The 25412-nt window shown below is 68.9% G+C and carries 26 protein-coding genes; 10 read left to right on the forward strand and 16 right to left on the reverse strand.

Annotated elements, in window-relative coordinates:
- Positions 1-53: 53 nt before the first annotated feature.
- Positions 54-518 carry a GNAT family N-acetyltransferase gene (locus ACLKOY_RS10340; RefSeq protein ID WP_436453543.1) on the reverse strand — a complete coding sequence of 155 codons (465 nt, stop codon included), beginning with the start codon at positions 516-518 and terminating at the stop codon, positions 54-56.
- Between the two features lie 189 nt (positions 519-707).
- Positions 708-1769 carry a phosphogluconate dehydrogenase (NAD(+)-dependent, decarboxylating) gene (gene gnd / locus ACLKOY_RS10345; protein ID WP_436453544.1) on the reverse strand — a complete coding sequence of 354 codons (1062 nt, stop codon included), beginning with the start codon at positions 1767-1769 and terminating at the stop codon, positions 708-710.
- A gap of 454 nt (positions 1770-2223) precedes the next feature.
- Here gnd and ACLKOY_RS10350 point away from each other — a divergent pair, with 454 nt between their 5' ends.
- A complete protein-coding gene (locus ACLKOY_RS10350) occupies positions 2224-3393 on the forward strand; it encodes a MalY/PatB family protein (RefSeq protein ID WP_436453545.1) in 1170 nt (389 codons plus the stop codon).
- 34 nt (positions 3394-3427) lie between these two features.
- Here the strand turns inward: ACLKOY_RS10350 and ACLKOY_RS10355 are convergent, their stop codons facing one another.
- Together ACLKOY_RS10355 and ACLKOY_RS10360 are read right to left on the reverse strand one after the other, a co-directional pair.
- Positions 3428-4237 carry an alpha/beta fold hydrolase gene (locus ACLKOY_RS10355; RefSeq protein ID WP_436453546.1) on the reverse strand — a complete coding sequence of 270 codons (810 nt, stop codon included), beginning with the start codon at positions 4235-4237 and terminating at the stop codon, positions 3428-3430.
- A complete protein-coding gene (locus ACLKOY_RS10360) occupies positions 4189-4722 on the reverse strand; it encodes a PadR family transcriptional regulator (protein WP_436453547.1) in 534 nt (177 codons plus the stop codon). The genes ACLKOY_RS10355 and ACLKOY_RS10360 overlap by 49 nt, the downstream gene beginning before the upstream one ends.
- Before the next feature lie 156 nt (positions 4723-4878).
- Here ACLKOY_RS10360 and ACLKOY_RS10365 point away from each other — a divergent pair, with 156 nt between their 5' ends.
- Positions 4879-5142, forward strand: coding sequence for a type II toxin-antitoxin system Phd/YefM family antitoxin (locus tag ACLKOY_RS10365; RefSeq protein ID WP_436453548.1), 264 nt, complete (start codon positions 4879-4881; stop codon positions 5140-5142).
- Positions 5139-5519 (forward strand): type II toxin-antitoxin system VapC family toxin, encoded by a 381-nt coding sequence (locus ACLKOY_RS10370; RefSeq protein ID WP_436453549.1) that lies wholly within the window; start codon positions 5139-5141, stop codon positions 5517-5519. Before ACLKOY_RS10365 ends, ACLKOY_RS10370 begins: the two co-directional genes overlap by 4 nt.
- A 219-nt stretch (positions 5520-5738) precedes the next feature.
- Here the strand turns inward: ACLKOY_RS10370 and ACLKOY_RS10375 are convergent, their stop codons facing one another.
- The 3 genes from ACLKOY_RS10375 to ACLKOY_RS10385 form a co-directional block, all read right to left on the reverse strand.
- On the reverse strand, positions 5739-6923 hold the full coding sequence (locus ACLKOY_RS10375; RefSeq protein ID WP_436453550.1) for a MalY/PatB family protein: 1185 nt from the start codon (positions 6921-6923) through the stop codon (positions 5739-5741).
- A gap of 213 nt (positions 6924-7136) precedes the next feature.
- Positions 7137-7859, reverse strand: a complete 723-nt coding sequence (locus ACLKOY_RS10380; protein WP_436453551.1) for a 3-keto-5-aminohexanoate cleavage protein — start codon at positions 7857-7859, stop codon at positions 7137-7139.
- A gap of 35 nt (positions 7860-7894) precedes the next feature.
- Positions 7895-8122 carry a DUF2188 domain-containing protein gene (locus ACLKOY_RS10385; RefSeq protein WP_290163937.1) on the reverse strand — a complete coding sequence of 76 codons (228 nt, stop codon included), beginning with the start codon at positions 8120-8122 and terminating at the stop codon, positions 7895-7897.
- Between the two features lie 433 nt (positions 8123-8555).
- Between ACLKOY_RS10385 and ACLKOY_RS10390 the strand changes: the two genes are divergently transcribed.
- Positions 8556-10049, forward strand: coding sequence for a serine/threonine-protein kinase (locus ACLKOY_RS10390; RefSeq protein ID WP_436453552.1), 1494 nt, complete (start codon positions 8556-8558; stop codon positions 10047-10049).
- A 131-nt stretch (positions 10050-10180) separates the two neighbouring features.
- Here ACLKOY_RS10390 and ACLKOY_RS10395 read toward each other — a convergent pair whose 3' ends face one another.
- On the reverse strand, positions 10181-10645 hold the full coding sequence (locus ACLKOY_RS10395) for a VOC family protein (protein WP_436453553.1): 465 nt from the start codon (positions 10643-10645) through the stop codon (positions 10181-10183).
- 101 nt (positions 10646-10746) lie between these two features.
- Between ACLKOY_RS10395 and ACLKOY_RS10400 the strand changes: the two genes are divergently transcribed.
- The 4 genes from ACLKOY_RS10400 (at position 10747) to ACLKOY_RS10415 (ending at position 15209) form a co-directional block, all read left to right on the forward strand.
- Entirely contained in the window at positions 10747-11691 is a 945-nt protein-coding gene (locus ACLKOY_RS10400) for a helix-turn-helix transcriptional regulator (RefSeq protein WP_436453554.1), read from the forward strand.
- Positions 11692-11760: 69 nt separating this feature from the next.
- A complete protein-coding gene (gene purL, locus ACLKOY_RS10405) occupies positions 11761-14094 on the forward strand; it encodes a phosphoribosylformylglycinamidine synthase subunit PurL (RefSeq protein WP_400789863.1) in 2334 nt (777 codons plus the stop codon).
- Positions 14091-14234: a hypothetical protein gene (locus ACLKOY_RS10410; protein WP_311260231.1), complete on the forward strand. Its 144-nt coding sequence runs from the start codon at positions 14091-14093 to the stop codon at positions 14232-14234. The genes purL and ACLKOY_RS10410 overlap by 4 nt, the downstream gene beginning before the upstream one ends.
- Positions 14235-14501: 267 nt before the next feature.
- Entirely contained in the window at positions 14502-15209 is a 708-nt protein-coding gene (locus ACLKOY_RS10415) for a DUF2786 domain-containing protein (protein WP_436453555.1), read from the forward strand.
- Between the two features lie 9 nt (positions 15210-15218).
- On the opposite strand, the gene ACLKOY_RS10420 is transcribed toward ACLKOY_RS10415, so the two are convergent.
- A complete protein-coding gene (locus ACLKOY_RS10420) occupies positions 15219-15788 on the reverse strand; it encodes a TetR/AcrR family transcriptional regulator (RefSeq protein ID WP_436453556.1) in 570 nt (189 codons plus the stop codon).
- 72 nt (positions 15789-15860) lie between these two features.
- On the opposite strand from ACLKOY_RS10420, the gene ACLKOY_RS10425 reads away from it, so the two are divergent.
- The gene (locus ACLKOY_RS10425) at positions 15861-18404 is read left to right on the forward strand and encodes an MMPL family transporter (protein ID WP_436453557.1); all 2544 of its coding nucleotides are present in this window, start codon (positions 15861-15863) and stop codon (positions 18402-18404) included.
- Positions 18405-18637: 233 nt separating this feature from the next.
- Here ACLKOY_RS10425 and ACLKOY_RS10430 read toward each other — a convergent pair whose 3' ends face one another.
- Genes ACLKOY_RS10430 through phnD form a run of 5 tightly spaced genes read right to left on the reverse strand, consistent with a single transcriptional unit; the run spans position 18638 to position 22706 of the window.
- The gene (locus ACLKOY_RS10430) at positions 18638-19273 is read right to left on the reverse strand and encodes a TetR/AcrR family transcriptional regulator (protein ID WP_436453558.1); all 636 of its coding nucleotides are present in this window, start codon (positions 19271-19273) and stop codon (positions 18638-18640) included.
- Positions 19270-20037 carry a tyrosine-protein phosphatase gene (locus ACLKOY_RS10435; protein ID WP_436453559.1) on the reverse strand — a complete coding sequence of 256 codons (768 nt, stop codon included), beginning with the start codon at positions 20035-20037 and terminating at the stop codon, positions 19270-19272. The genes ACLKOY_RS10430 and ACLKOY_RS10435 overlap by 4 nt, the downstream gene beginning before the upstream one ends.
- A complete protein-coding gene (phnE, locus tag ACLKOY_RS10440) occupies positions 20034-20918 on the reverse strand; it encodes a phosphonate ABC transporter, permease protein PhnE (RefSeq protein ID WP_436453560.1) in 885 nt (294 codons plus the stop codon). The genes ACLKOY_RS10435 and phnE overlap by 4 nt, the downstream gene beginning before the upstream one ends.
- Entirely contained in the window at positions 20902-21765 is an 864-nt protein-coding gene (locus ACLKOY_RS10445) for a phosphonate ABC transporter ATP-binding protein (RefSeq protein ID WP_436453561.1), read from the reverse strand. Before ACLKOY_RS10445 ends, phnE begins: the two co-directional genes overlap by 17 nt.
- The gene (phnD, locus tag ACLKOY_RS10450) at positions 21762-22706 is read right to left on the reverse strand and encodes a phosphate/phosphite/phosphonate ABC transporter substrate-binding protein (RefSeq protein ID WP_436453562.1); all 945 of its coding nucleotides are present in this window, start codon (positions 22704-22706) and stop codon (positions 21762-21764) included. Before phnD ends, ACLKOY_RS10445 begins: the two co-directional genes overlap by 4 nt.
- Positions 22707-22834: 128 nt before the next feature.
- On the opposite strand from phnD, the gene ACLKOY_RS10455 reads away from it, so the two are divergent.
- On the forward strand, positions 22835-23185 hold the full coding sequence (locus ACLKOY_RS10455) for a TraR/DksA family transcriptional regulator (protein ID WP_436453563.1): 351 nt from the start codon (positions 22835-22837) through the stop codon (positions 23183-23185).
- 93 nt (positions 23186-23278) lie between these two features.
- Here the strand turns inward: ACLKOY_RS10455 and ACLKOY_RS10460 are convergent, their stop codons facing one another.
- A complete protein-coding gene (locus ACLKOY_RS10460) occupies positions 23279-24814 on the reverse strand; it encodes a serine hydrolase domain-containing protein (protein ID WP_436453564.1) in 1536 nt (511 codons plus the stop codon).
- A gap of 10 nt (positions 24815-24824) precedes the next feature.
- Positions 24825-25397, reverse strand: a complete 573-nt coding sequence (locus ACLKOY_RS10465; protein ID WP_436453565.1) for an ArsR/SmtB family transcription factor — start codon at positions 25395-25397, stop codon at positions 24825-24827.
- Positions 25398-25412 lie beyond the last annotated feature (15 nt).

Here is a 25412-nt window from a genome sequence, read left to right on the forward strand (position 1 = left end):
GGTCGGGCGCAGGCCCGTCGGGCGCTGGCCCGTCGGGCGCTGGCCGGGGCGGCTCAGAGCGAGCGGAAGAAGTAGTAGGCCTTCTCGCCGGTGTCGGGGTCGCCGTTGGTGAAACCGTGGCTCTCGTAGAAGCGCATGGCATCGGCATCCGACTCGTCGACATTGATCTCGATCTCCGAGACGCCCCGTTCCCGACAGGTGCGGACCACGTGCTCGAGGATCTTCGAGCCGATGCCGGTGCGGCGGTGGGCGGGTGCGACGTACATCTCATCGAGCAGCGCGACCGGCCCATCCGACCAGACGTTCGCGCGGAGCGTCACGAGCGCGACGCCGACGGCAGGGGAGCCGCCGAGGATTGCGAATGTCGTCGGCTGGGCGAGCAGGAGCGTCAGGCGGTGCGCAAGGACGTCGACGCCCGGACTCGCGGTGTCGAACTCGGTGTTGAACGCGTGCAGGAGCTTCGCGACGGTGGCGGCATCGCCGGGCTGCGCCGGCCGGGTCACAGGGATCGATGTCATGCGCTTTCCTTCCTCTACGTCGTTCGTCTCGTGCCGTGCCGTGCCCCGGCGGGCGGGGCCACTTTCACATCTCCCCGCGGGCGGGGCCACTTTCGCACCGGATCACGCCGTTTGCGGTGCGGAACTGGCCCCGCGCGGGTGGGAACGTGCGGAACTGGCCCCGCCTACGGCGTCACAGCAGCGACAGGGTCACGCGGTGTCGGACTCGGCCTTGCGCGAGCCGGCCTCGAGCACGTCTCCGGCGGGAAGCTCCTGGTGTCCACCGAACTGCAGGCGCATGGCCGACAGCACCTGGTTCGCGAAGCGGTCTTCGTCGCGCGAGGCGAAGCGCTCGAACAGCGACGCCGCGAGCACCGGCACGGGCACTCCCACGTCGACCGCGGCCTTGACCGTCCAGCGACCCTCCCCCGAGTCGGAGACCCGACCGGCGAGACCGTCGAGCGTCGGGTTCTCGGACAGCGCGGCGGCCGTGAGGTCGAGCAGCCACGACGAGATGACTGATCCGCGGCGCCACAGCTCGGCAACCTTCGACGTGTCGATCGGGAACTGGTAGAACTCCGGCTCCTCGAGCGGGGCGATCTCCGCCGAGTGCTCGGCCTCGCGCACTCCGGCATCCGCGTTGTGCAGCAGGTTGAGGCCCTCGGCGATCGACGCCATGATGCCGTACTCGATGCCGTTGTGCACCATCTTCACGAAGTGCCCCGCGCCCGACGGTCCGCAGTGCAGATAGCCCTGCTCCTCGGGCGTGAGGTCTCCCGTGCGACCGGGGGTGCGCTCGATCTCGCCGACACCCGGAGCGATCGTCTTCAGCACCGGCTCGATGCGCTGCACCGCTTCGTCCGGGCCGCCGACCATCAGGCAGTAGCCGCGGTCGAGTCCGAACACTCCACCGCTCGTGCCGACATCGACGTAGTGGATGCCGCGCTCGCGGAAGGCCTTCGCCCGCCGCACGTCGTCACGGTAGTTCGAGTTACCACCGTCGATCAGGATGTCGCCCTCGTCGAGCACCGCCGCGACCTGGTCTGCCACAGCGCCGGTGAGCGAGGCGGGCACCATCATCCACACGGCCCGCGGCGCCTCGAGCTTCGACGCCAGGTCGGCCATGCTGTCTGCGCCTGTCGCTCCCTCGGCGACCAGCACCTGCACCGCATCGGCATTCACGTCATAGACCACGCACTCGTGCCCCGCCCGCATGAGGCGGCGCACGATGTTGGCACCCATCCGGCCGAGTCCGATCATCGCCAGCTGCATGAGAATCCCTTCGTCCCCGCCCCCGGTGAGCCGAGTCGGGGCAATCCTGGCACGGGTGCGGGGGTGGCTCAATGGTGTGGCGGTGCTTGCGGTCTGGATGCGGGGTCAATAATGCACCGCTGGCCTCGGTTTCCGATGCGGAAGTGACCCCGCACGCACCCCGCCCTCGGTGCGGGGTCAAAACCGCATCCGAAAGGCCGGTTTCCGATGCGAAAGTGACCCCGCACGCTGCCGGCGCTCGGTTTCCGATGCGGAAGTGACCCCGCGCGCACCCCACCCCGGTGCGGGGCCGCGTCCGGGCGGCCCTCACGGATGCATGCTCAGATCACGGATGCAGGCCGAGCCCGTCGTTCTCGGCATGCATCTGTAATACGGACATGCAAGTGTCGACGCGCAACGGCCCCGACCTTCCGCATCCGGGCCGAGGGCTCCCCGTGGATGGAAGGATTGAAACATGACCACGGGTACGTTCGACCAGATCACTCAAGACGACCTGCGCAGCGCGGGCAGCCTGAAATGGACGACGTTCCCCGACATGATCGGCGCGTTCGTCGCCGAGATGGACTTCGGACTCGCCCCCGCCGTCAACACCGCGGTCAAGTCGGCATTGGACCTGGGCGTCACCGGCTACCTGCCCGAGAAGCTCGCGAAGGACCTCTCGGAGGCGACGGCCCGCTGGTATTCCGACTCGTACGGGTGGGAGTTCTCGCCCAAGCGGGTGCACCACGTGCCCGATGTGATCGCCGCGTTCGAGCTGGCGATCGAGCACTTCACCACCCCGGGGTCGGCGATCATCGTGCCCACGCCGGCGTACATGCCGTTCCTCCTGGTGCCGCCGATGCGCGACCGTCGGGTGATCGAAGTGCCGAGCATCGAGGTCGACGGACGCTGGGTCATGGACCTGGATGCCGTCGCCCAGGCGTTCCGCGACGGCGGCGAGATGCTGGTGCTCTGCAACCCTCACAACCCCCTCGGCACCGTCGCGACCCGTGACGAGCTGCTCGCGATCGCCTCGGTCGTGACCGATGCGGGCGGCCGGGTGTTCTCCGACGAGATCCACGCGCCGATCGTCTACGCGCCGGCGCAGCACATCCCCTACGCCTCGGTGTCGGATGCCGCCGCAGCCCACACGCTCACCGCGACGTCTGCGTCGAAGGCGTGGAACCTCGCCGGCCTCAAGTGCGCGCAGGTGATCCTCTCGAACGACGCCGACGCCGCGCTCTGGGACAGCCTCGGATTCTGGGCAGGACACGGCACCTCGACGCTCGGCGTCGTCGCGAACATCGCGGCCTACACGGGCGGGCGCGAGTGGCTCGACGGGGTGGTCGAGTACCTCGACGGCAACCGACGGATGCTGGCGCAGCTCGTCGACGAGAAGCTGCCCGGCGTGCGGATGATCGTGCCCGAGGGCAGTTACATCGCGCTGCTCGACTTCCGCGAGACCGGGCTGACCGGGGATCTCGGGGAGTGGTTCCGCGAGCATGCGGGCGTCGCGATGACGGATGGTGCCGCCTGTGGCGAGGCCGCGATCGGATACACGCGCTTCGTGTTCGCGCTGCCCCGCCCGGTCATGGTCGAGGCGGTCGACCGCATCGCCGCCGCGCTGGGCGACCTGGCCGTCTGAACGCGCTCCGGTCGTTGAGCGAGGACGGCGGGGCTCAGCACGCGGCGGGCACCACGTTCCGGTCGACGAAGTCGACGATCGTCCTCGTGAACAGGTCGGGATCCTGGAGGCTCCAGACGTGGCGCATCCGCGGCGCGACCCACGTGCGGGTCTGCGGCATCGCCCGAACGAGCGCGGGGAACGCCCTGGCCACATCGCGCGGCTCACGCTCTCCCGCGATCGCCAGCATCGGCCCCGCGTAATCGAACCGGCCCTCCGGCATCGATCCGTCGAAGATCTCCCCGTACATCGCGTGCGCCGTCTGTGCGCTCACACCCATGCCCGCGGCGATGAACTGCTCGCGCGCATCGGCGGGAATCCGGAACATCGCTGCCTGCATCCGCCAGAACCATCGCCGATCCCAGGCGCGCAGCTGCAGTTCGGCCGCACGTCGTTGAACCCCGCTGACGCCGAGCATCATCGCCCCGGTCACCATGCACGAGCGCACCAGATCAGGATGCCGGGCGACCAGGTGCACGGCGATGACGGCCCCCATCGACAGCCCGACGACGTGCGCTCGCCCACCGACTGCGCGCTCCCGGATGGTCGCGGCCACGTCATCGGCGGCTCCCGCGAGACCCGGCCAGGCTTCGCCGGCGCGGGAGTTGAAGCCGACGGCATCCGGAGTGATCAGATGCCGCCCGGCGAGACGCTCGACCTGCGGTTGCCACATCCAGCCGCCGACGTTGCCGCCGTGCAGCAGGATGATCGACTCGCCCGTGCGCTCGCCGTGCTCGATCGGATACGCGGCATCCATCAGGCGTTCCCGAACTCCGTGATCGATGCGCGCGTCGAGCGGAGCCACGCCAGCTCGGCCCCGCCCTGTCGGATGCCCGCATCCAGAGTCGCCATGCGCAAGACGGCGCCGAGGTCGCCGCTCGCCGCGGGAAGCGCGCGCAGCTGCTCGAGCCCCTCGCGCACCGCAGTCTCGCGCTCGTCGAGCAGAGCCAGGATGCCGTCGACACCGAGCGACTCGGCGAAGAACAGCCGCGCGAGGAAAGGCTCCTTCGGCTTCAGGCTCTCGAGCGGAGTGCTGAGCCACGCCGCGAGCTCGGCTCGACCCACGTCGGTCAGCGAGTGCACCCGACGATCCGGCTTGCCCTGCTGCGGAATCGTCTCTGTCTCGATCGCGCCGTCTGCCTCGAGGCGGTCGAGGGTGCGGTAGATCTGCGACTGGTCGGCGTTCCAGAAGTGGGCCACGGATCGATCGAACGCACGCCCGAGGTCGTACCCGCTCTGCGGAGTGAGGTCGAGGAGGCCGAGGACGGCGTGCCGGAGTTGCATGGTCATATAAGACCACACACATATAGGTCGACACAAGTAGGTAGATCTCATCGACCCCGAGGATGCGATCCGGCGAATGTCCGAACCCCCGCGCAGGATGAAGGGGAGCGAGCAAGAGGCGCGATCTACTACTTCTACTAGATCGGGCGTAGAATCGGGGGCATGGCGAGGGTGACGAAGACGGAACTCAATCAGCAGACCGCGAAAGTGCTGGCGCGGGTGGCCGCCGGGGAGCGGCTGATCATCACCGACCGCGGACGCCCGATCGCCGAACTGAATCCACCTGCACAGACCGCCTGGGAGCGACTCGTGTCGTCAGGCCACGTGACGATGCCCTCGAGGTCCGGGGCGCTCCTCACACCCGCCGCCACGAGTGAACGCTCGACCCGAGACATCCTCGACGAGCTTCGGTCCGACCGGCTGTGATCTACCTCGACACCTCTGCAGCGGCCAAGGCACTCATCGACGAGGACGGCAGCGCAGCGATGCGCCGGGCATTCGCCGACGGCACGGCCTTCGTCTCCTCCCGATTGCTGGCGGTCGAACTGCATGCCGTCGCCGACCGGCGCGCGATCAGCACGGATGCCGCACAGGAATTGCTCGATCGCGTGGCTCTCGTCTCACTCAGCGATGACACGCTCGCCCGGGCCGTCGAGCTGCACAGCGGATTACGCACTTTGGATGCGCTGCACCTGGCGACCGCGCTCGAGATCGGCGATGCGATCGAGAGCATTCTCACCTTCGACCTGGAGTTCGCGGCAGCAGCGGAGCGATTCGGACTCGACGCCGGGCCGCGGGTCTAGCTGTACTGCCCAGGCAGGTTGTGTGGCGCGGTGCATTCGCGACCCCGCGTCGGTGAGGGGTCAGTTTCGCACCGTAAAGGCCCACTAGCGATGCGTTTTCGACCCCGCATCCGGCACGCGCGGGGCGCATCGACGCTCGGTGTGCGATCGACCCGCTGAACGCGATCGATTCCGGGAACGGGCTCGATCGGCACTGCGCCACCGGGCAAGATGCTCGCGTCAGCGTGCCCGAACGGCATCCCCCATCGCGGCGAACGCCTCGCGCAGGATCGGCCGTGGAGTCGCGAACACGACGCGCACGAAATCCTCGTACCCTCTTCCGAGCAGCGCGCCCTCCGTCAGCACCATCCCGGCACGGTCGCGGAAGAACGCCGCCGGCGCACCCTCGATTCCCAGCGCGCTCGTGTCGATCCAGCCGATGTAGGTCGCGTCCGGTTCGCGATAGACCGCGCCGGGAAGATGTTCGGCGACAAGGGATCCCACAAGGCGTCGCGAATCGGAGAGATAGTCGATCACTCCGTCGAGCCACGGCTTGCCCTCGCGATATGCCGCGGTCGACGCGACCACGCCGAGCGTCGCGGCACCGTGCTGCACTGAGAACCCGAACCGGCGATACAGCTGCTGGTCGGCGTCATTCGAGGTGATCAGCTGAGCGGTCTTGAGCCCAGGGATGTTCCACGCCTTCGACGCGCTCGTGCCGGTGATCGTGTGCGCTGCCGTCGCCTCCGACACCGACGCATAGGGGATGAACGGTCGGCCGTCGAAGCGCAGCGGCGCATGGATCTCGTCCGCGAACACCCGGGCGCCGTGGCGCTCGACGATGTCAGCGAGCGCCTCGAGCTCGGCGCGCTCGACCACCGTGCCGGTCGGATTGTGCGGGTTGCAGAGCACGAGCGTGCGAGCACCCGCGGCGAACGCCTCATCGATGCGTTGCAGGTCGTGATGCCAGCGTCCGTCGACCTCGACACCCGGAATCTCGATCACCGGGTGCCCGATCGCGGGCAGATATGTCAGAAACGGCATATATGCGGGCGTCGGCACGATGACCGGCGATCCGGCGGGCGCATACTCCTCGACCGCCACCCGCAGCGCGGCCATCACATCGGACACCGGATGCACGCGCTCGGGGTCGATCGCCCAGCCGTACTCGCCCTGCATCCATTCGGCGGTGGCCTCGCCGAGTCGGGCGGCGAGCGGTGGCGACAGGTATCCGAGGTTCTCCTCGTCGATCGCTCGGTGCATCGCATCGGCGATCACGGGCGCGACGCCGAAGTCCATCTCGGCGACCCACGCGCCGATGCGCCCGGGGTGCAGGCTCCACTTGCGGCTCTCGGGTCGATCGAGGTCGAACCTCGTGCGGGAGTCGAACGGATGCGGGTCAATGCGCGCGCGGTCGTCGGTCATGGCAAGCGGCCCTCAGCCCACGAAGCGACATCGGACGGCGGCATCGGAACGGATGCTCATGCGATCACCCTTGCCGGGCGACCGGCGACCGGCGGACGCGGTCGTGATCTCAGACACGAGTACTCCTTCGCAGCGGGAGCTTCCACACTAAGGAAGGCCGTGCCGCCGCGCGATTCTCGTTTCGGCGAGTGACGGTCGGGATGCCGGTTTCCGTCAGCCCGCGAAGGCGATCCCGCTCGCGGTGCGCACCAGCGTCGCGTTGTCGGGGGCGGTCCGCCCGTCGGGCAGAGACAGGGTGTCTTCGAGTCCGATGCGCGAATCGAGCTCGAGCTCGACGGCGAGCGTGAACGCGGGCCACGCCGATCGCAGCTCTCCATGCAGCAGGATCGGAATGTTCGGCTCGTCGAGCCGGACGTGCGCGATCAGCCCCTCGGCGTGGCGCCGTACGACCTCGGCGGCCTCGTCGGGCAGTTCGATGAGCACGCGTGTGCATCGCCTGCGGACAGGCGACTGGCTCCAGGCCTCGAGGCCCGTGGCGTCCCAGATGCCCGCTTCGACTCCGACTCCTCGGCTGAGCAGCAGTTCGGCCATGTCGTCAGCGCCGGCCTCGTGCCAGTTGACGGATGCGAAGTCCGGGAGTTCGGTCCACTCCTCGATCGCGGCCAACCGCCGCTGGACGTCGCGCTCGATCCACGCTCCGGTCGTCACGCCGATCGGCACGTCGGGGCACGCGGCTCTCAGAGCCTGTAGCCACCGTTCGACGTCAGCGGCAGCAAGGCTGTCGTGGCCCGCGGCATCCTTCGGGTGCACGTGGATCGCGTTCGCTCCCGCAGCAACGGCGCGCGCCGCGTCGGCTGCGGAGAGGGTCGCGTCGGCGCTCAACGCCGGGTGCTCTGTCGCCGGACGGGCGCCGTTGATGCAGGCCTGCAACAGCATCCGTCGCTCTGATCGCTCCACAGAATCAGGGCCCATCAGTTCATGAGGTCGCGCGGATGCCAGTCGTACAGGTTTCCGGTGTCGGATGGCCCTTCGTCGGTGCGCACGGTGTGCCGGACCTGACGCGCGGCCGCTGCTCCGCGGCCGGCTCGAACCGCTTCGTCTTGAGTGCCGAAGCTCGAACCCAGGGTGCGCGATTCGCCCTCGATGCGGTTGAACCAGATCCCGTCACGTTGGAAGGTCTCGATGTCGCCTGCGGCCATGCCACGTCCTTTCGATCTCCCTCCTTTCTACGCGAGGGGCCTGAGAGGGAGCAGACCCTTGACAGCGCGTCGCCCCCTCGCCAGGCGGGCCGTGACCACGGCGGTGCGGGGTCAATAACGCACCCGAATCGGCGGTTTCCGATGCACTTTTGACCCCGCATCCAATCGGACTCTTCGACGGCGGGGCGACATCACCACGCGAGGTCAATAACGCACCCGAATCGGCGGTTTCCGATGCACTTTCGACCCCGCACCGAGCCAGACCCCCGACCCGCAGAGCCGCATCGCACCGCGTGGCACCTGCGCAGCCTCCAACCGCGCCGCAGCGCCCCACTCACCAATTCGTCGCGACGTCAAGCCCTGTGACGAGCTCCGCTCACGCGGGTTAGGTTCGTCTGATGCATGACCCGGATGCTGGTGCAAGGACGATGCGATGACCCTGGAAGTGGTGTCCCCCACGGCGGCGCTCCTCGACGGACGGTACGTGCTGCACGACCGCGTCGGGCAGGGCGGCATGGCGACCGTCTACCGCGCCGAAGACACGCACCTCGGGCGCATCGTGGCGATCAAGATGATCCATGGCGAGGGCCCGGTCGCGTCGATCGAGCGCGCGCACACCGAGAAGGCGCTTCTCGCCTCGCTGAGTCACCCCTCGCTCGTGACGCTCTACGACGCGCAGCTCGCCCCTGGACGACCCCAGTACCTCGTCATGGAGTTCGTCGACGGACCGACGCTCGCCGCGCGCATGGCCGAAGGTCCCCTGCCGCCGCGCGACGTCGCGCGCATCACCCGCGACCTCGCCGAGGGCCTCGCTGCGGTGCACGCGGCGGGGATCGTGCACCGTGACGTCAAGCCGTCGAACGTGCTGCTGGCTCGAGGACGCTCGGGCCGCCCCGTCACCGCGAAGCTCGCCGACTTCGGCATCGCCTGCTCGATCGAGGACACCCGGCTCACGACCCCGGGCATCGTGCTCGGCACACTCACTTATATGGCGCCGGAACAGCTGCGCGACGCCGACCCCAGCACTCCGGTCGACATCTTCGCGCTGGGCTTGGTGATGCTGGAGGCCCTGAGCGGCGAGACCGGGTACGCCGCGCTCGGTTCCGGGCGCGCAGCGGCGATCGCCCGACTCGCGCAACCGCCCACGATCTCCGAGACGGTGCCCGAGGAGTGGCGCGATCTGCTGACCCGCATGACGCGGCTCGAGCCCGACGAGCGACCGACCGCGTCCGAGGTCGCTCGCGCCGCACGCGGTCTGCTCCGGGGGTACGCCGCTGACGCCAACGGTTCCGCGGTCGCTGCGGCGGCGGCAGCCATCGTCGCGTCGGCCGGGTCGGCACCGACTACGGGCGCGGCCCCTGCGAAGGATGCCGATGCGGACCCGACCGTGGGCGCAGCCCCCGCCAAGCATCCCGGCGCGGACCCGACCGCGGGCGCCACGGCGGAACCCGGCGCAGGGCGATCGGATGCCGTCGACTCGTCGCAGACCGGAGCGACGGCCGTCCTCCCGGCAACCGCGGGCACCAGCGTCACGGCGGTCGCCGGCGCCGGCTCCGGTGCTGGCACTGCCTCTCGCACTCGCACCCGTAACCGCGTGCTTGCGGGCGCGGCCGGGCTGGTCGCGACGGGGGCGATCGTCGCCGGGCTCACGGCATTCACCGCCCCCGCATCCGCCGAGTTCTCGAGAACAGCGTCTGTACCGGTGGTCCGCGTGCCGGCCGAGCCAGCGCCCGTGGAAGTGCCCGCGGAAGCGCCCGCAGCCCCGGTCGAGGTCGTCTCCGACCCCGAGGACTCCGCGAACAACGGGAACCCCGGGAACAACGGCAACAACGGGAACAACGGCAACAACGGGAACAACGGCAACTCCGGAAATTCCGGCAAGGGCGACAAAGGCGAGAAGGACAAAGGCAAAGGCGGCGAGGGCTAGCCGTCGGCTCCCCCACGGGTCGCCCCGCCTCCGGCGTTCACAACTCAGCAAGAACCTGACGATCCGGATCGAAACCTGCGGTTTCGGGCCGATTCGACGCAGTTCATGCTGAGTCGTGAACGCCAACCGATTCACCCCGCGTACTCAGCCTTCACGTCGAGCACCCAGGTCACCCCGAAGCGGTCGGTCAGCATGCCGAATCCGGGCGACCAGGCCGACGAAGCGAGCGGCTCGACGACAGAGCCGCCGTCTGCGAGAGCGTTCCAGTATCCGGTGAGCTCGTCGAGCGAGTCGGCGCGCAGCGACTGGAAGAACGTGCGGTCGGTGATGGTCATCCCGTTCTCGCGCGAGGTCGTGCCCGCCGTCGCCTCCGGGTCCTCGGATGCGCCGGGGATGTCGTATGCCATCAGCCGGAAGCCGTCGGCGTTCTCGACCTGCCCGAACACGACCTTGTCTGCGTCGGGGGCGCCCGCCGGCATCCCGACGTCGCTGTAGGTGGCGAGCGTCACGTCTCCGCCGAAGACGCCCTGATAGAACTCGAGCGCCTGGCGGGCGGTGCCGCGGAAGTTCAGGTGGGTGGTGGTTGCGATGGTCATGGGGTCTCCTCGATGGATTCGAACGGCGGGGATGCCGGTGAGACCCACACTCCTCGCAGAAGCGGACAGTTTCGGTCCTCTACTTGGCGCAGAATGGATGCATGACCGGCAGCTCCTCGCGCATGCTCGCCCTGCTCTCGCTGCTGCAGACGCAGCGCGACTGGCCGGGGCAGGTGCTCGCCGACCGGCTCGATGTCACTCCCCGCACGGTGCGACGAGACGTCGATCGGCTGCGCGAGCTGGGATACCGGATCAGCGCGATCAAGGGTCCGGACGGCGGATACCGGCTCGCGGCGGGCTCGGAGCTCCCTCCGCTTCTCTTCGACGACGAGCAGGCCGTCGCCATCGCGGTCGCTCTGCAGAGCGTGCCTGCAACGGGGATCGACATCGACGAGGGCGCCGCGCGGGCGCTCGCGACGGTGCGGCAGGTGATGCCGTCGCGCCTGCGGCATCGGGTCGACGGCATCCGCTTCACCGGCGTCGAGAACGAGACGCGTGTCGATCCTGCGGTACTCGAGGCGGTCAGCGCGGCCGTGCGCGATCGACTCATGCTGCGTTTCGACTACGGCGAGCGCCGCGACCGGCCGGCCAGGCGCACCGAACCGCACGCCGTCGTCGCCCGGGAGGGCCGGTGGTACATGCTCGCCTGGGATCTCGAGGCCGACGACTGGCGCACGTTCCGACTCGATCGCATGGCCCCGCGCATCCCGACCGGCCCCGGTTTTACCCCGCGCGAGCTGCCAGCCGCCGACGCGCAGACCTACCTCGCGGCGCGGGCGAAGGGATCGGATGCCGAAGACCGCTGGCCCTGCATCGGCGAGCTCGTGCTCGAGCTGCCTGCCCGAGAGGTCGCACAGTGGATCGGTCGCCACGGCACTGTCGAGTCCATCGACGAGACCTCGTGTCGCGTCACAGTCGGATCGTGGTCGTGGGTCGGCATCCTCGCCTCGATCACCCGCTTCGATGCCCCGTTCACGGTCGTCGGCCCGCCCGCACTGGCGGATGCCGCCGAGGCCCTCACGGCCCGCTTCGCCGCCGCATCCTGACCGGCGATCGGCCCCGGCTTCCCCCAGTAGACTGGCCATGCCCCGCCGGCCCCTCATCTAGGAGTGCGCGTGACCACCGCCCCTGCACCTGCCCACAAGCACGTCCCCGACTCCGTCGAGAACGCCGCCGCGACTCCGGAGAAGGAACAGCCCTACGCGGCGCTGGGCCTCAAGGACGACGAGTACGCCCGCATCAAGGAGATCCTGGGCCGCCGCCCGACCTCCGGTGAGCTGGCCATGTACTCCGTGATGTGGTCGGAGCACTGCTCCTACAAGTCGTCGAAGAACTACCTGCGCCGTTTCGGCCAGAAGGTCTCAGACGAGATGAAGGAACGCCTGATGGTGGGCATGGGCCAGAACGCGGGCGTCATCGACGTCGGCGAGGGCTGGGCCGTCACCTTCAAGGCCGAGTCGCACAACCACCCCTCGTTCATCGAGCCGTTCCAGGGTGCGGCCACGGGCGTCGGCGGCATCGTCCGCGACATCATCTCGATGGGCGCACGCCCGGTCGCGATCATGGACGCCCTGCGCTTCGGCGCGATCGACCACCCCGACACCGCCCGCGTCGTGCACGGCGTGACCAGCGGCATCAGCTTCTACGGCAACTGCCTGGGCCTTCCGAACATCGGCGGCGAGACGGTCTTCGACTCTGTGTACCAGGCCAACCCCCTCGTGAACGCGCTCGCGGTCGGCGTCCTCCGTCACGAAGACCTCAAGCTCGCCAACGCGACCGGCGTCGGCAACAAGGTCGTGCTGTTCGGTGCCCGCACGGGTGGCGACGGCATCGGCGGCGCCAGCATCCTGGCATCCGACTCGTTCGACAGCACCGGCCCCACCAAGCGCCCCGCGGTGCAGGTGGGCGACCCGTTCGCCGAGAAGGTGCTCATCGAATGCTGCCTCGAGCTGTACCGCGACGAGCTCGTCGAGGCGATCCAAGACCTCGGTGCCGCCGGAATCTCGTGCGCCACCAGCGAGCTCGCAGCCAACGGCAACAGCGGCATGAAGGTCTCGCTCGACAACGTTCTGCTGCGCGACCCGTCGCTCACGGCTGAGGAGATCCTCATGTCGGAGTCGCAGGAGCGCATGATGGCGATCGTCGCCCCCGAGAAGCTCGACGCGTTCCTCGCGGTCGTGCAGAAGTGGGACGTCGAGACCTCGGTGCTCGGCGAGGTCACCGGAGACGGCCGCCTCATCATCGACTGGCAGGGCGAGCGCATCGTCGACGTCGACCCCTCGACCGTCGCGGTCGACGGCCCGGTCTACGACCGCCCGGTCGCGTACCCGACGTGGATCGACGCACTGCAGGCGGATGCCGCCGAGAACCTGCCCCGCTCGAACGACCCCGAGGTGCTGCGCGAGCAGTTCCTCAACCTGGTCGCTTCGCCGAACCTCGCCGACACCCGCTGGATCACCAACCAGTACGACTACTACGTGCTCGGCAACACGGCCCTCTCGTTCCCCGATGACGCCGGCATGATCCGCGTCGACGAGGAGTCGGGTCTCGGCTTCGCGATCTCGACCGACGCCAACGGCCGCTACTGCCAGCTCGACCCGTATGCGGGTGCGCAGCTCGCCCTGGCCGAGGCGTACCGCAACGTCGCCGTCACCGGAGCGGTTCCGACCGCGATCACCGACTGCCTGAACTTCGGCTCCCCCGAGAACCCCGAGGTCATGTGGCAGTTCGGGCAGACCGTCGACGGTCTCGCCGACGGATGCTACGAGCTCGGCACCCCTGTGACCGGCGGCAACGTCTCGTTCTACAACCAGACCGGCGACGTGCCGATCCACCCGACCCCGCTCGTCGGCGTGCTCGGCATCATCGATGACGTCTCGCGCCGCATCCCCTCGGGGTGGCAGGACGAGGGCCAGAACATCTACCTGCTCGGCACGACCTCGACCGAGCTCTCGGGTTCGGCGTGGGCTGAGACCGTGCACCAGCACCTCGGCGGACTGCCCCCGAAGGTCGACCTCGCGGGCGAGAAGCGCCTCGCGGGCCTGCTCGGCGCGGCTCGTGACGAGTGGCTGATCTCGTCGGCGCACGACGTGTCGGAGGGTGGCCTCGCGCAGGCCCTCGCCGAGGGCGTCTCGCGCTTCGGCGTCGGCGCACGCGTCTGGCTCAACGAGATCATCGAACGCGACGGTGTGGATGCCGCATCCGCTCTGTTCTCCGAGTCGACCGGTCGCGTCATCGTGACGGTTCCGCGCGAGGACGACGTGAAGTTCCGTGGGCTCTGCGAAGGCCGCGACTACCCGGTGATGCGCATCGGCGTGACCGACTCCGAGGGCGCGAAGCTCGAGGTGCAGGACGTCTTCACGGTTCCCGTCGCCGAGATCCGTGAGCGCTCGCAGGCCACCCTGCCCGCAGCCTTCGGCCCGACGGTCAGCGAGCCGGTCAGCGCATGAGCGGTGACGGGCTGAGCGAGGACTACGGCGATCTCGGCGAGAAGCGCAACCGTCGCCTGCGCATCGTCGCCTGGAGCGTCATCATCGCGCTCATCCTCGGCGGCGGCGGCGCGACCGTGATCACGCTGATCCTCGGCTGAGGCCTGCCCGTTTCGTCTGCTCCGTCGCCACGCGCCGGCTTGGATCACAGGTCGCCCTGGGTCACAGGTGCATGCCCGAATGACCGTTGTAGGTCCAGAAAATGCATTCTGCGTCTGCATCTGTGATCTGAGCCTGCATCTGGAGCGGCGTCGTCTTCTGCACCGGCATCCACACGTCTGGAGATATCCTCAGACCCCGGAATCCGACGCCCGAATGTAGGCACCCCCGCGAAGGATTCGAGGCATCACAGATCCAAGGGGGATGCCATGACCGAAGCCAAAATCGACCTGATCGCCAAACTGCTGGCGAAGGCCGAGAGCACGACGCCTGAAGAGGCCGAGGCGCTGACCGAGCACGCCGAGCGCCTGATCGTGAAATACGGGATCGAACAGGCGCAGATCGACGAACGACGGGGGCTCCTGGGGCAGGCACAGGAGCAGATCATCACCGAGCGGATGCTGTTCCGCGGCGTCTACGCGAAAGACCTGCGCGAGATCGGTATCGGAGTCGCCCGCGCGCTCGAGACCGTGCGGCCTCTCGTCGGGGAGTTCCCGACGGTCGCCGCCCTCTATCTGGTCGGTCATGCGTCAGACGTGCGGCAGGCGCAGACGCTGACCGCGAGCCTCGAGGTGCAGGCCATGGTCGCGATGCGCGCATGGTGGCTCACACACCGCGACCTGTATGCCGAGCGTCGTGAGGGCGAGAGGCGTCGGGCGCGCAGCGGATTCCTCCGTGGATTCGCCGTGGGGGTCATGAACCGCATCGCCGAGAGTCGACGCGTCGCGGTCGAAGAGAGCAGTGACGGCACCGAGCTCGTGCTCGTCTCCCGTCAGAGCCGGGTGGACGACGCAGTGAGCGAGATGACGACGAAGGCCGCGCGGCCGAGGCGAGGAGCGGATGCGGCATCGTTCGCGTACGGGCACCGATCGGGCCTGGATGCGCAGACGGGCAGCCAGACGGCGGTGGCTCGGTGAGGCGGACGACTACCGCGAGAAGATGAAGCGGGTCAACCGCACGATCGAATCGGGGTCATGGTGCTCGCGCCCCAGCGACTCGACGATGATCGCTCCGAGGATCGCTCGTCCGAGCTGCTCGACAGGCGCGTCCTCAGCGAGCTGTCCGTCACGGATGCCACCGCGGATGCGCTCGGTGAGGTACTTCTCGACACCGAGGCTCTCACCGAGGTGTGCTCCGACGCCGGCATCCTCCGTCGCGGCTGCGACGAGCGAGCGCAGCAGAGCGCCTCCCTCGGGGGCCTCGAGGATCGACAGCACGCTGCGAAGCCAGGTCTCGACGTCCGCGGCCAGGTGTCCGGTGTCGGGGACGACGAAATCGACGGGGATGAGTCGACCTTCGGCGAGGCATTCGCCGATCAGGGCTCCGCGCGACGGCCACCAGCGGTAGATGGTCTGCTTGCCGACCCCTGCCTCTTTCGCGATGCCCTCGATCGTGAGCCGGTCGTACCCCTGGTTGTGGAACAGGCGAGACGTCGCGTCGAGGATCGCCTCACGGGCAGCCGTGCTGCGCACGGGGCCGCTTCGATGCTCGTTCACCACACGTTCAGGATAACCACAGAACACTAGACGAGACGCCCCGTATGATCTATCCGTCTGAAGGAGATCGTTTTGGCTTCACTGCTGTACCGCCTGGGTTCGTTCGCCGCACGCAAGGCGTGGACGGTGATCGTCTCGTGGGTCGTCATCCTCGGACTGGGCGTCGGCGCCTTCCTCACTCTCGGCGGCACGCTGAGCAACAGCTTCGACATCCCGGGCACCGCCTCGGGAGCCGTCACCGACCAGCTCGCCGAGAAGCTGCCCGACACCGCAGGCGGCACCGGAACCGTCGTCTACCAGACGACCGACGGCTCGGCCTTCACCGAGGAGCAGAAGCAGGAGATCTCTAAGCTCGCGACGAGCGCCGAGGATCTCGACGGCGTGGCCTCGGTCGTCGACCCGTTCGACGCCCAGCAGCAGCAGCTCGATCAGGAGCAGGAGCTCGCCGACGGCGAGACGCAGATCACCGATGGCCGCACCCAGTTGGATGCCGGTCAGTCGCAGCTCGACGACGGTCGGGCCCAGCTCGAGGCCGGACTCGAGCAGCTGACCACCGCGCGGTCGCAGGCGGAAGCGGGCGGTGCTCCCGCCGAGCAGCTCGCCGCTCTGGATGCACAGATCGACGCACTGAATGCGCAGGCAACCGAGCTCGATGCGCAGCAGAAGACCATCGACGACTCGCGCGCCGAGCTCGAGTCCAACGCCGAGCAGGTCGACCTCGGATCCACGCTGCTCGATCTGACGGACGGCATCGGCGTCGTATCCGATGACGGCTCGACCGCGATCGTCAACGTCTCGTTCGAAGACCCCCGCCTCGAGCTCTCGGAAGAGGTCAAGCAGGGCACGATCGAGCACTTCGACTCGTCGCCGATCGACGGCGTGGAGGTCGACTTCGGCACCGACATCGCCCAGGGCGTTCCCGAGATCTTCGGCGTCGGCGAGGCGATCGGCCTCGCGTTCGCGGCCGTCGTGCTGATCGTGATGCTCGGCACGCTCATCGGCGCAGCACTCCCGATCGTGACAGCCGTCGTGGGCGTGGGCGTCGGCGTGACCGCATCCCTCGCCTTCTCGGGCGTCGTCGACATGGCATCCGTCACCCCGGTGCTGGGTGTGATGCTCGGACTCGCCGTCGGCATCGACTACTCGCTCTTCATCGTGAACCGGCACCGCAAGCAGCTGCTCAACGGCGTCCCTGTGCGCGAGTCCATCGGCCTCGCCACCGGCACCTCGGGCACCGCTGTCGTGTTCGCGGGCACCACGGTGATCGTGGCCCTGCTGGCCCTCAACGTGACGGGCGTGCCCTTCCTCGGGCTCATGGGCACGGTCGGAGCGGTCTGCGTCGCCGTCGCCGTGCTCGTCGCGATCACGCTCGCCCCCGCGATCCTCGGGCTCGTCGGAACGCGACTGCTCAGCGGCAAGGCTCGCGCGACGATCGGGCAGCCGCACGCCGCGGGCAAGCCCGTGAAGCAGATGTCGACGCTGCGCGCGGTCGTCACCGTGCTCGTCAGCGTCATCACGCTGCTGATCGTCGCGATCCCATCGATGTCTATGCGCCTCGGTCTTCCCGACGGCGCGAGCGAGCCCTCCGACTCGACCAGCTATCGTGCGTTCCACGTCGTCGACGAGCAGTTCGGCCAGGGTGCCAACGGGCCGCTGCTCGTCACCGCGACTCTCGATGACGCGGTGAGCGACGACGACCTGCTCGCCACGCAGGTCGAGGTCGCCCAGAAGATCGCCGACCAGGATGACGTCGTGGCCGTCGCGCCGATCGCGACCTCCGACGACAACACCCTGCTCGCGTTCCAGGTGCTCCCCGCCGAGGGCCCGAACAGCGCGTCGACCGAGAAGCTCGTGCAGGACATCCGTGCTCTGCCGCAGCTCGACGGTGGCATCACGCTCGGCGTCGCCGGACAGGCCGCGACCAACATCGACATCTCCGAGGCACTCGCCGGCGTACTGCCGCTCTACCTCGTGGTCGTCGTCGGGCTGTCGCTGCTCATCATGATCGTCGTGTTCCGCTCGCTGCTCGTCCCCATCATCGCGACCGGAGGCTTCGTGCTCTCGCTCTTCGCGACGTACGGCCTCATCGTCGCGGTGTTCCAGTGGGGCTGGGGCGCCGAGATCATCGGCCTGCACAGCACCGGTCCGATCCTGAGCTTCCTGCCGGTGATCCTCGTCGGCATCCTGTTCGGGCTGGCGATGGACTACCAGCTGTTCCTGGCTTCGGGCATGCGCGAGGCGTACGTGCACGGCGCCTCGGCTCGGGATGCCGTCGCGCAGGGCTTCCGGGCCGGCCGCTCGGTCGTCGTTGCCGCGGCGCTCATCATGGTCTCGGTGTTCGGCGGCTTCATCTTCTCGGAGTCGACCATCATCCGCTCGATCGGCTTCGGTCTCGCCTTCGGTGTGCTGCTCGACGCTTTCGTCGTGCGGATGCTGCTCATGCCCGCGCTCATGCACCTGCTCGGACGCTCGGCATGGTGGCTGCCGCGGTGGCTCGACCGCATCCTGCCGAACGTCGACATGGAGGGTGCAGCGCTCGAACGCGACCACCCCGGCGTGCGGACAGACACGGTCGTGGTCGTGCCGAGCCCGGAGAAGGCCTCTGATGGGCGCTGACGCCACTCACTGAGCGTCGCGGTCGACGCTCGCGGTCGACGCCTGGCGGTGGCCGACCGTCCGGTCCATGGCTCGCACTCCTCACCGACCGGATGGCTGGCCGAATCCCGGATGGCTGGACAGGTCCTAGCGATTCGCCAGCCATGCGTGCGATCTCCAGCCAAAAGGACCGGGCACCCAACCAGATGGCTCGCGCCTCAGCCAAAAGGACCGGGCGACGCCACCCCGGCGGCTCAGGCGACCACCATCCCGCGCCACACCACCTCGACGGCGGAGCGCATGCGGGCGGCGACTGCGGGGTCGTCCATCCGGTCGCCGCGCACGACGACCTGGTAGTACGCGGCGCCGGCGATCGCGTCGAAACACGCCTCGACATCGAGATCAGCCCGCAGCTCGCCGCGAGCGATCCCCCCGCGCAGCGCGTTCAGCAAAGGCACTCGTCGGCGCGAGACGTGCGACTGCCAGTACGCCTTCTGCAGGGCGCGATCGGCCATCACCAGACGGATGCGCTGACGGAATCGCTCCTCTGCGTACCCGGATGCCGCGACCGACAGCGCCACTCCGTTCTCGCCGAGCCCGAGCCCGTCGAACAGCGCATCGCGAAGATCGACATCGTCGGGATACTCCGGCGGCACCAGACGCCCGACATCGAGAGCCGCAGCGATCAACGTCGTGAGCGACGGCCATCGACGATACAGAGCGGCCCGGCTCACCCCGCTGCGCGCGACCACGCGGCTGACCGTCACGTCTTCCCCCGCGTCGATGATCTCGAGCGTGGCGGCGAGGATCATGCCGTCCATGTCTTCATCCCGCGGACGACCCGGGCGACGGCGGACCGCCGCCCCGGCATCCACATCGACGACCGTCACGCGGCGAGCGCCCGTTCGCGAAGGCGGGCGATCGTGTCGTCCGACAGCCCCGCGGCGCGCAGCGGGGCGAGTGCGTCACCGTGCTGCTCGCGAAGGGTGTCGAGCAGCGTGCGCATCGACACCTCCATCGACCCCTCGAGCAGGGCGGAGCTTGCACCGGCGGCATCCGCGTCGAAGCCGAGCGCCTTCCACATCGCGCCCATCACGGGAGCGGTGCGCTGCATGATCGCGACCATGTTGCCGCCGGTGAGGGCGTAGTCGGCGACGATGTCGTCATCCGCCGCTCCGAGCGCGAGCAGCAGCATCGCCGCGACGACACCAGTGCGGTCTCGTCCGGCAGCGCAGTGGAATGCCGCGGTTCCCGGGGTGTGGGCGATCACGTTCAGCGCGGTGACGAGCTGTGGTGCGGCGACCTCGACCATGCGCAGGTACATCCGCCCCATCGCATCGTGGGTGAGCTCGGGGGCGTCCCGGTTCATCGACTCGCCGACATCTGCGATCAGCGGCAGGTGGTGGTAGGCCACGGGGTACTCGGCGAGAGGGCCGCGACCGGTGACCGAGACCTCCAGCGGCGAGCGCAGGTCGATGATCGCGGTGAGCCCGGCGGCGACCAGCTGTGCAGCCACCTCGGTCGGCACGTAGGCGAGGTCGTCGGTGCGGATGGCGAGGCCCTCGCGCAGCACGCCGCCGTCGATCGGGATTCCGCCGAGATCGCGCAGGTTGACGGGGGCGCTGAGCACGAGGTCGATGTCTGCGATGGTCATGTGATTCTCCTTCGGATGAGGGCACTGCCCTGGTCGATCGCCGTGACGAGCACGATGATGCAGATGATGATGGCGCTGAGGTGGCCGTAGTCGTACATGCGCATCGCGGTGGTCAGCTCGAGGCCGATTCCACCGGCACCGACGAGACCGAGGATGGTCGCGCCGCGCACATTGCCCTCGAACAGCAGCAGTGTGTACGAGGTGAGCAGGGGTGCGGACTGCGGCAGGATGCCGTATTGGATGACCTGCCGCTTCGAGGCGCCGACGGCCTCCATCGCGACGACGGGTCCGCGGTCGACCTGCTCCATGGCCTCGGCGAAGATCTTGCCGATCGATCCGATCGACCCGAGGGTCATGGCCAGGATGCCGGCGAACGGGCCGAGTCCGACGGCCGAGACGAACATGAGCGCGAAGACGAGATCGGGCACCGAGCGGATGATGTTCATCACCCAGCGCGTCGGGTAGTAGACCCACTTGGGTGCGATGTTCGACGACGCTCCGAACGCGGCGAGCAGCGATAGCACGGCGCCCAGCACTGTACCGACGACCGCCATCTGGAACGTCTCGAGCAGCAGCGCGAGGATGGTGCCGATCTTCGAGAAGTCCGGCGGAAACAGGCGTGACAGGAACTCGCCCATGTTGACCGCGCCATCGCCCAGCTTGATGAAGTTGAACTCGGCGCCGTTGAACGACCAGATCAGCAGCAGCACCGCGATCGGCAGGCCGATCAGGAACCGAGCACGCGGGATGCGGAAGGCGCGCTCCAGACGCGAGCGCTCCCCCGCATCGAGAACGGGGCGGGTACTCGGACGGTCTGCCTTGCCGCCCGCCGTGTTGCCGGTCGGGCCGCCCGTCGAACGCGGATCAGTGGTGAGCGTCATCGTCGTGCTCCTCGTCGTCGTAGAGCGGCGACAGCGCCACGGCGTCCAGCTGTGATGTGGCGCCGGCGACCAGCATCCGCCCGTGCCGCAGTCCGATGATGCGGTCGCTGTGCGCGAGCGCGAGCGGCAGCACGTGCAGGCTGACCAGCACCGGGATGCCGTCTTCGGTGGCGATCTCGCGCAGCAGCTCGAGCACCGAGTCGGCGAGCTTGGGGTCGAGCGATGCGACCGGCTCGTCGGCCAGGATGACCTGGGGCTGCTGCATGAGTGCGCGGGCGATCGCGACGCGCTGCTGCTGGCCGCCCGAGAGCGAGCGCGCAGGGGCATTGGCCTTGTGCGCGATGCCGACGCGGTCGAGCAGTTCGAGCGCGCGGCGGCGATGAGCGCTCGAGAAGCCGCCGATCATGTTGATCGGGCCGGCACCGTGCAGCGCTCCGGTGAGCACGTTGGTCATCACGCTGAGCCGCGGGATCAGGTTGAACTGCTGGAACACCTGGCCGACATCAGACCGCAGGGTGCGCAGCTCGCCCCGGGCGAGGTTCGTGACATCGTGTCCCGCGACGCGCGCCGACCCGGCCGAGATGGGGGCGAAGCCGGTGAGGCTGCGCATCAGAGTCGACTTGCCCGAACCCGAAGCGCCGAGCAGCGCGACCATCTCGCCGGGGAACAGTTCGAGGTCGACGCCGTCGAGCACCGTGGTGGTGTCGTACGCGACGCTCAGGTCGCGCACCGACACGAGCGGCAGCGCCTGACGCAGCTCGGCGGTGGAGGTGCGGGCGGGGGCGACCGCAGGTGCCGGAAGGGCGGATGCCGCGGCATCCGCCCTCATCAGTGAGGGGTTCGTCACTTGAGGTCCTTGAGTTCGACGCCGGCGACCGCGGCGATCTCAGCGAAGGACTCGAAAGACGAGCCGTCGGGGTCGACGGTCTGCTCGGACGCGGCGAACGATCCGTAGGCTCCGAGGGCCTCGGCGTTCTCGGGCGAGAAGACCTCGGCGATGCCGTCCTGGATGACCTTGCGGGTCTCGTCGTCGAGTGACTGGCGGCCGAGCACCGCTCCCTGGATGTCCATCGCCGGGCTTTCGCCCACCGCGCGCCACTCGCCGTCGGCGAAGGGGAACATCGGGGCACCGAGCTCGGTGAGCATGACGGCGGTGCAGGCGGCATCCACCTGTCCCTGCTGCAGGGCCGCGAAGCTGCCCTCATGGCCGCCCGCGAAGATCGCCTCGTAGTCGGTGCCCTGTTCGAGGCCCGCCTCGTGCAGCATGTACACCGGCATGAAGTAGCCCGAGCTCGATGCCTGATCGGCGAACGCGACCGTCTTGCCCTCGAGGTCCTCGACCGTCTGGACCGGCGAATCGTTCAGCACGACGCAGGTCGAGACCGGCTTGCCGTCACCCTGGAAGGCGACGAGTGCGTCGACCTCCCCCGTGTTGACGGCGAGGGCCGAGGGGAAACCGCTCATGATGCCGATGTCGACGTGGTCGGCGCGGATCGCCTCGACGACGCTCAGGTAGTCGGGCACGTCGGTGATCTCGACGTCGCGGCCGGTGGACTCTTCGAGCAGCTCGGCGAAGACCTCGATGGGGTTCTCGGCGGTGGGGTCGTCGCCGACGGGGAGCGTCGCGATCGTGATGGGGGCGTTCGGGTCGGCGGGAGCCGCTTCGGCGGTCGGGCTCTGGCAGCCGGTGAGGGCGAGGGCGGCGAGGCCGAGGAGGCCGACGGCGGGCAGGGTGAAGCGGCGCATGATGACCTTTCGGGAGGAGATGTTCCCGAATTCCGAGAACATGAGTATTCCAACTCGCGAAGGTGACAGGGAATTACGAGACCGCCGTACTCGAAACGGAACGCTGGGTGAACGACTGGTGTCGATGGTCGGGCGGGCCGGATGTCGGAACCCCGGCCTAGAGTGTGCGGATGACCCCTGATGCGCGTGCTCGCCTCGAACAGCTGCGCGCCCAGGCAGCAGAGCGGGTCGCAGCGACCGGAGCCACCCTCGCCGAGTTGATGCACGACCGAGAGAGCTCGAACGACGACGACGAGCACGACCCCGAGGGCGTCACGCTCTCCTCCGAGTGGTCACGGCTGACCGGCCTCGCCGAGGCGGCGGCATCCGAACTCCGGCAGGTCGACGATGCGATCGCTCGCCTGGATGCCGGCACCTACGGCGTGTGCGCGAATTGCGGCCGACCGATTCCGCAGGCCCGGCTCGAGGTTCGCCCCTTTGCCACGCACTGCGTCGCCTGCGCCGAGAAGCTCGGGCTCTGAGCCGAGGCTTCCGGGAACAGTGACGACGTTTCGTCTCGGGCGGCTCCGCCGTCCTCGCTCAACGACCGGGCAGGTCGGGCCGCCCGGCGGGGATCACCAGAGGAACGTGACCCCCACGGTGAGCACCGCTCCGAGCACAGCGACCGCCCACCAGTACCAGGCGCGGCGACGAGGGAGGAAGGGCAGGCGAGCCCGCGACGCCCGGAGAACGAGGATGCCGATCGCGGCGAGTGCCGGCGCGAACGCCATGCCCCACAGCCAGCCGCCGACGGAGAACCACGGTCCGCTGTGCCAGAGCAGCAGGAGGCCGAAGGTCGCCCAGATCAGGTCGCCGATGGACGGCAGCAGCGCCTTAACCCGGAACGCGCGGATCAGGGCGACCAGGCTCAGCAGCAGTGCGAGCCCGAAGATGCCCCAGGCGATGCCGACGGATGCACCGTCGACCGCGGGAATCGGCGCGCCCGACACATACGACATGGCGATGTAGTCGGCCGGGGCCACTGTGTTCGACAGCGCGAGGAAAGCGGTGCCGTCCTCGCGGTCGAGCGTGAGCATGGTGCGGAATCCCCCGGTTCCGCCGTTGTGCCAGGTCTGCAGGCCGTCGCCGTCGAACGCGGCCGATGTGATCCATCCCCATCCGATCTCGGCCCCTTCTCCCATGGGCGCGGTCGGGTCGAGGGCTGCCGCACCCGGGGCAGTGCCGTCGAGGTTGGCCTGCGCCCACAGCGCGAGGTCTGCCGCGGTGGTGAACGTCGACGCGCCGGCGGGCAGGTAGCCCTCTCCCCACCACCGGGGAGCCGGGACGCCGTTGATCAGGAATCCGGGTACAGCATCGGCGGGCACCTCGTCGGCGGTCGCTGCGACGATCGTGTCGTCCATGCCGAGCGGTTCCGTGATGCGCTCCCGCAGCAGGGCCGCGTAGTCACCGGCATCCGCCGCTTCGACCAGCGCCGTTCCGAGCAGCGAGACGGCGAAGTTCGAATAGACCGACCCCTGATCGGGGTCGACCGGCGCGACTGCCGCGTCGGCGATCAGCTGCTCGGTCGTGGTGGTCGAGTAGGGGCTCTCGTTGAGGAGGACGCCGCTCAGGGCCTCCGCCTCAGCCGTGGCACCGAGTCCGGGCAGACCCGACGAGTGCTGCGACAGCGACGCGAGCGTCACCTCGCCGGCGGCTGTGCCCTCGAGGTCGGGAAGATGCTCAGCGAGCTGATCGTCGGCGCTGACCTCTCCGCGCTCGATAGCATCGGCGAACAGCGCGCCGGTGAAGGTCTTGGTGATGGATCCGAGCTCGAACACCGTGTCGGCGGTCGGGGCCCCGGGGTCGGACGGGTCAGCGTCACCGAGCCCCGCGAAGACGGCCCCGTCGGGGCCGATCTCGGCGACCGAGAGTGCGCGGAAGCTGTCGAGACTGCCGGGCAGAGAGCGGATGCGGTCGGCGAGCGCCTCATCGCCCGCGGTCGACGCGCTGACCGTCTGATGCTGCGGACCGATAGCCGCACCGAGCGCGACGCCGACGACTGCAGCCGCGCCGATCACGGCGAGGATCGCTCGAGTGGGGCGGCGGCGCGGAGCATCCGATGCGCTCTGGTGGTCGTGCAGGTCGGGGGAAGGGATCGAGGGGGTGGTCACGGTGGGCTCCTCAGCTCGAAGCGATCATGGTCAGGACGAGAAGGGGCACCACGCGGGCAGCCGGAACCTCGTAGTACCCGCGGCGCGGAGAGACGAGCCACCCCGCACTCACGAGCTGCCGCAGGTGGTGGTAGAGCTGACCCGACGACGCGAGGTGCTCGAGCTGCAGCAACTCCGCCGTCGTGTGCGCTCCGCGCATCACCTGGCGCACGAGCTCGGTGCGTGCCGGGTGTCCCAGGGCTTCGAGCGGACGGGCGAGATCGCTCCAGTCCTGCGCGAGCAGCCCTTCGGCGTGCAGGCCGTACTGCCAGCGCACCGGCCCCGCCTGCGTCTCGACCGCACCGGCCATCATCACCGCGCCGGGCGCACGGCGTCCGAGCTCGTTCACGAACCAGAGCGGATCGTCGGCGCCGGTCGGCTCGGGCGCAGCATCCGCCGCCTGCGGCTCCGCACCCGATTCCGCACCCGATTCCGCACCGTCAGCGGGTGCGGAGAAGTGAGCAGCGAGTGCGGACAGCCGTGCGACCTCGTGCTCGAGGTCGGCCAGTCGGCGCTCGATCGTGCTCTGGTCGTCGGATTCCATGATTCGAACCTATCA

It is taken from the genome of Microbacterium sp. K2 (assembly GCF_051365005.1).
In the GTDB taxonomy this organism is placed as follows: Bacteria; Actinomycetota; Actinomycetes; order Actinomycetales; family Microbacteriaceae; genus Microbacterium; species Microbacterium foliorum_B.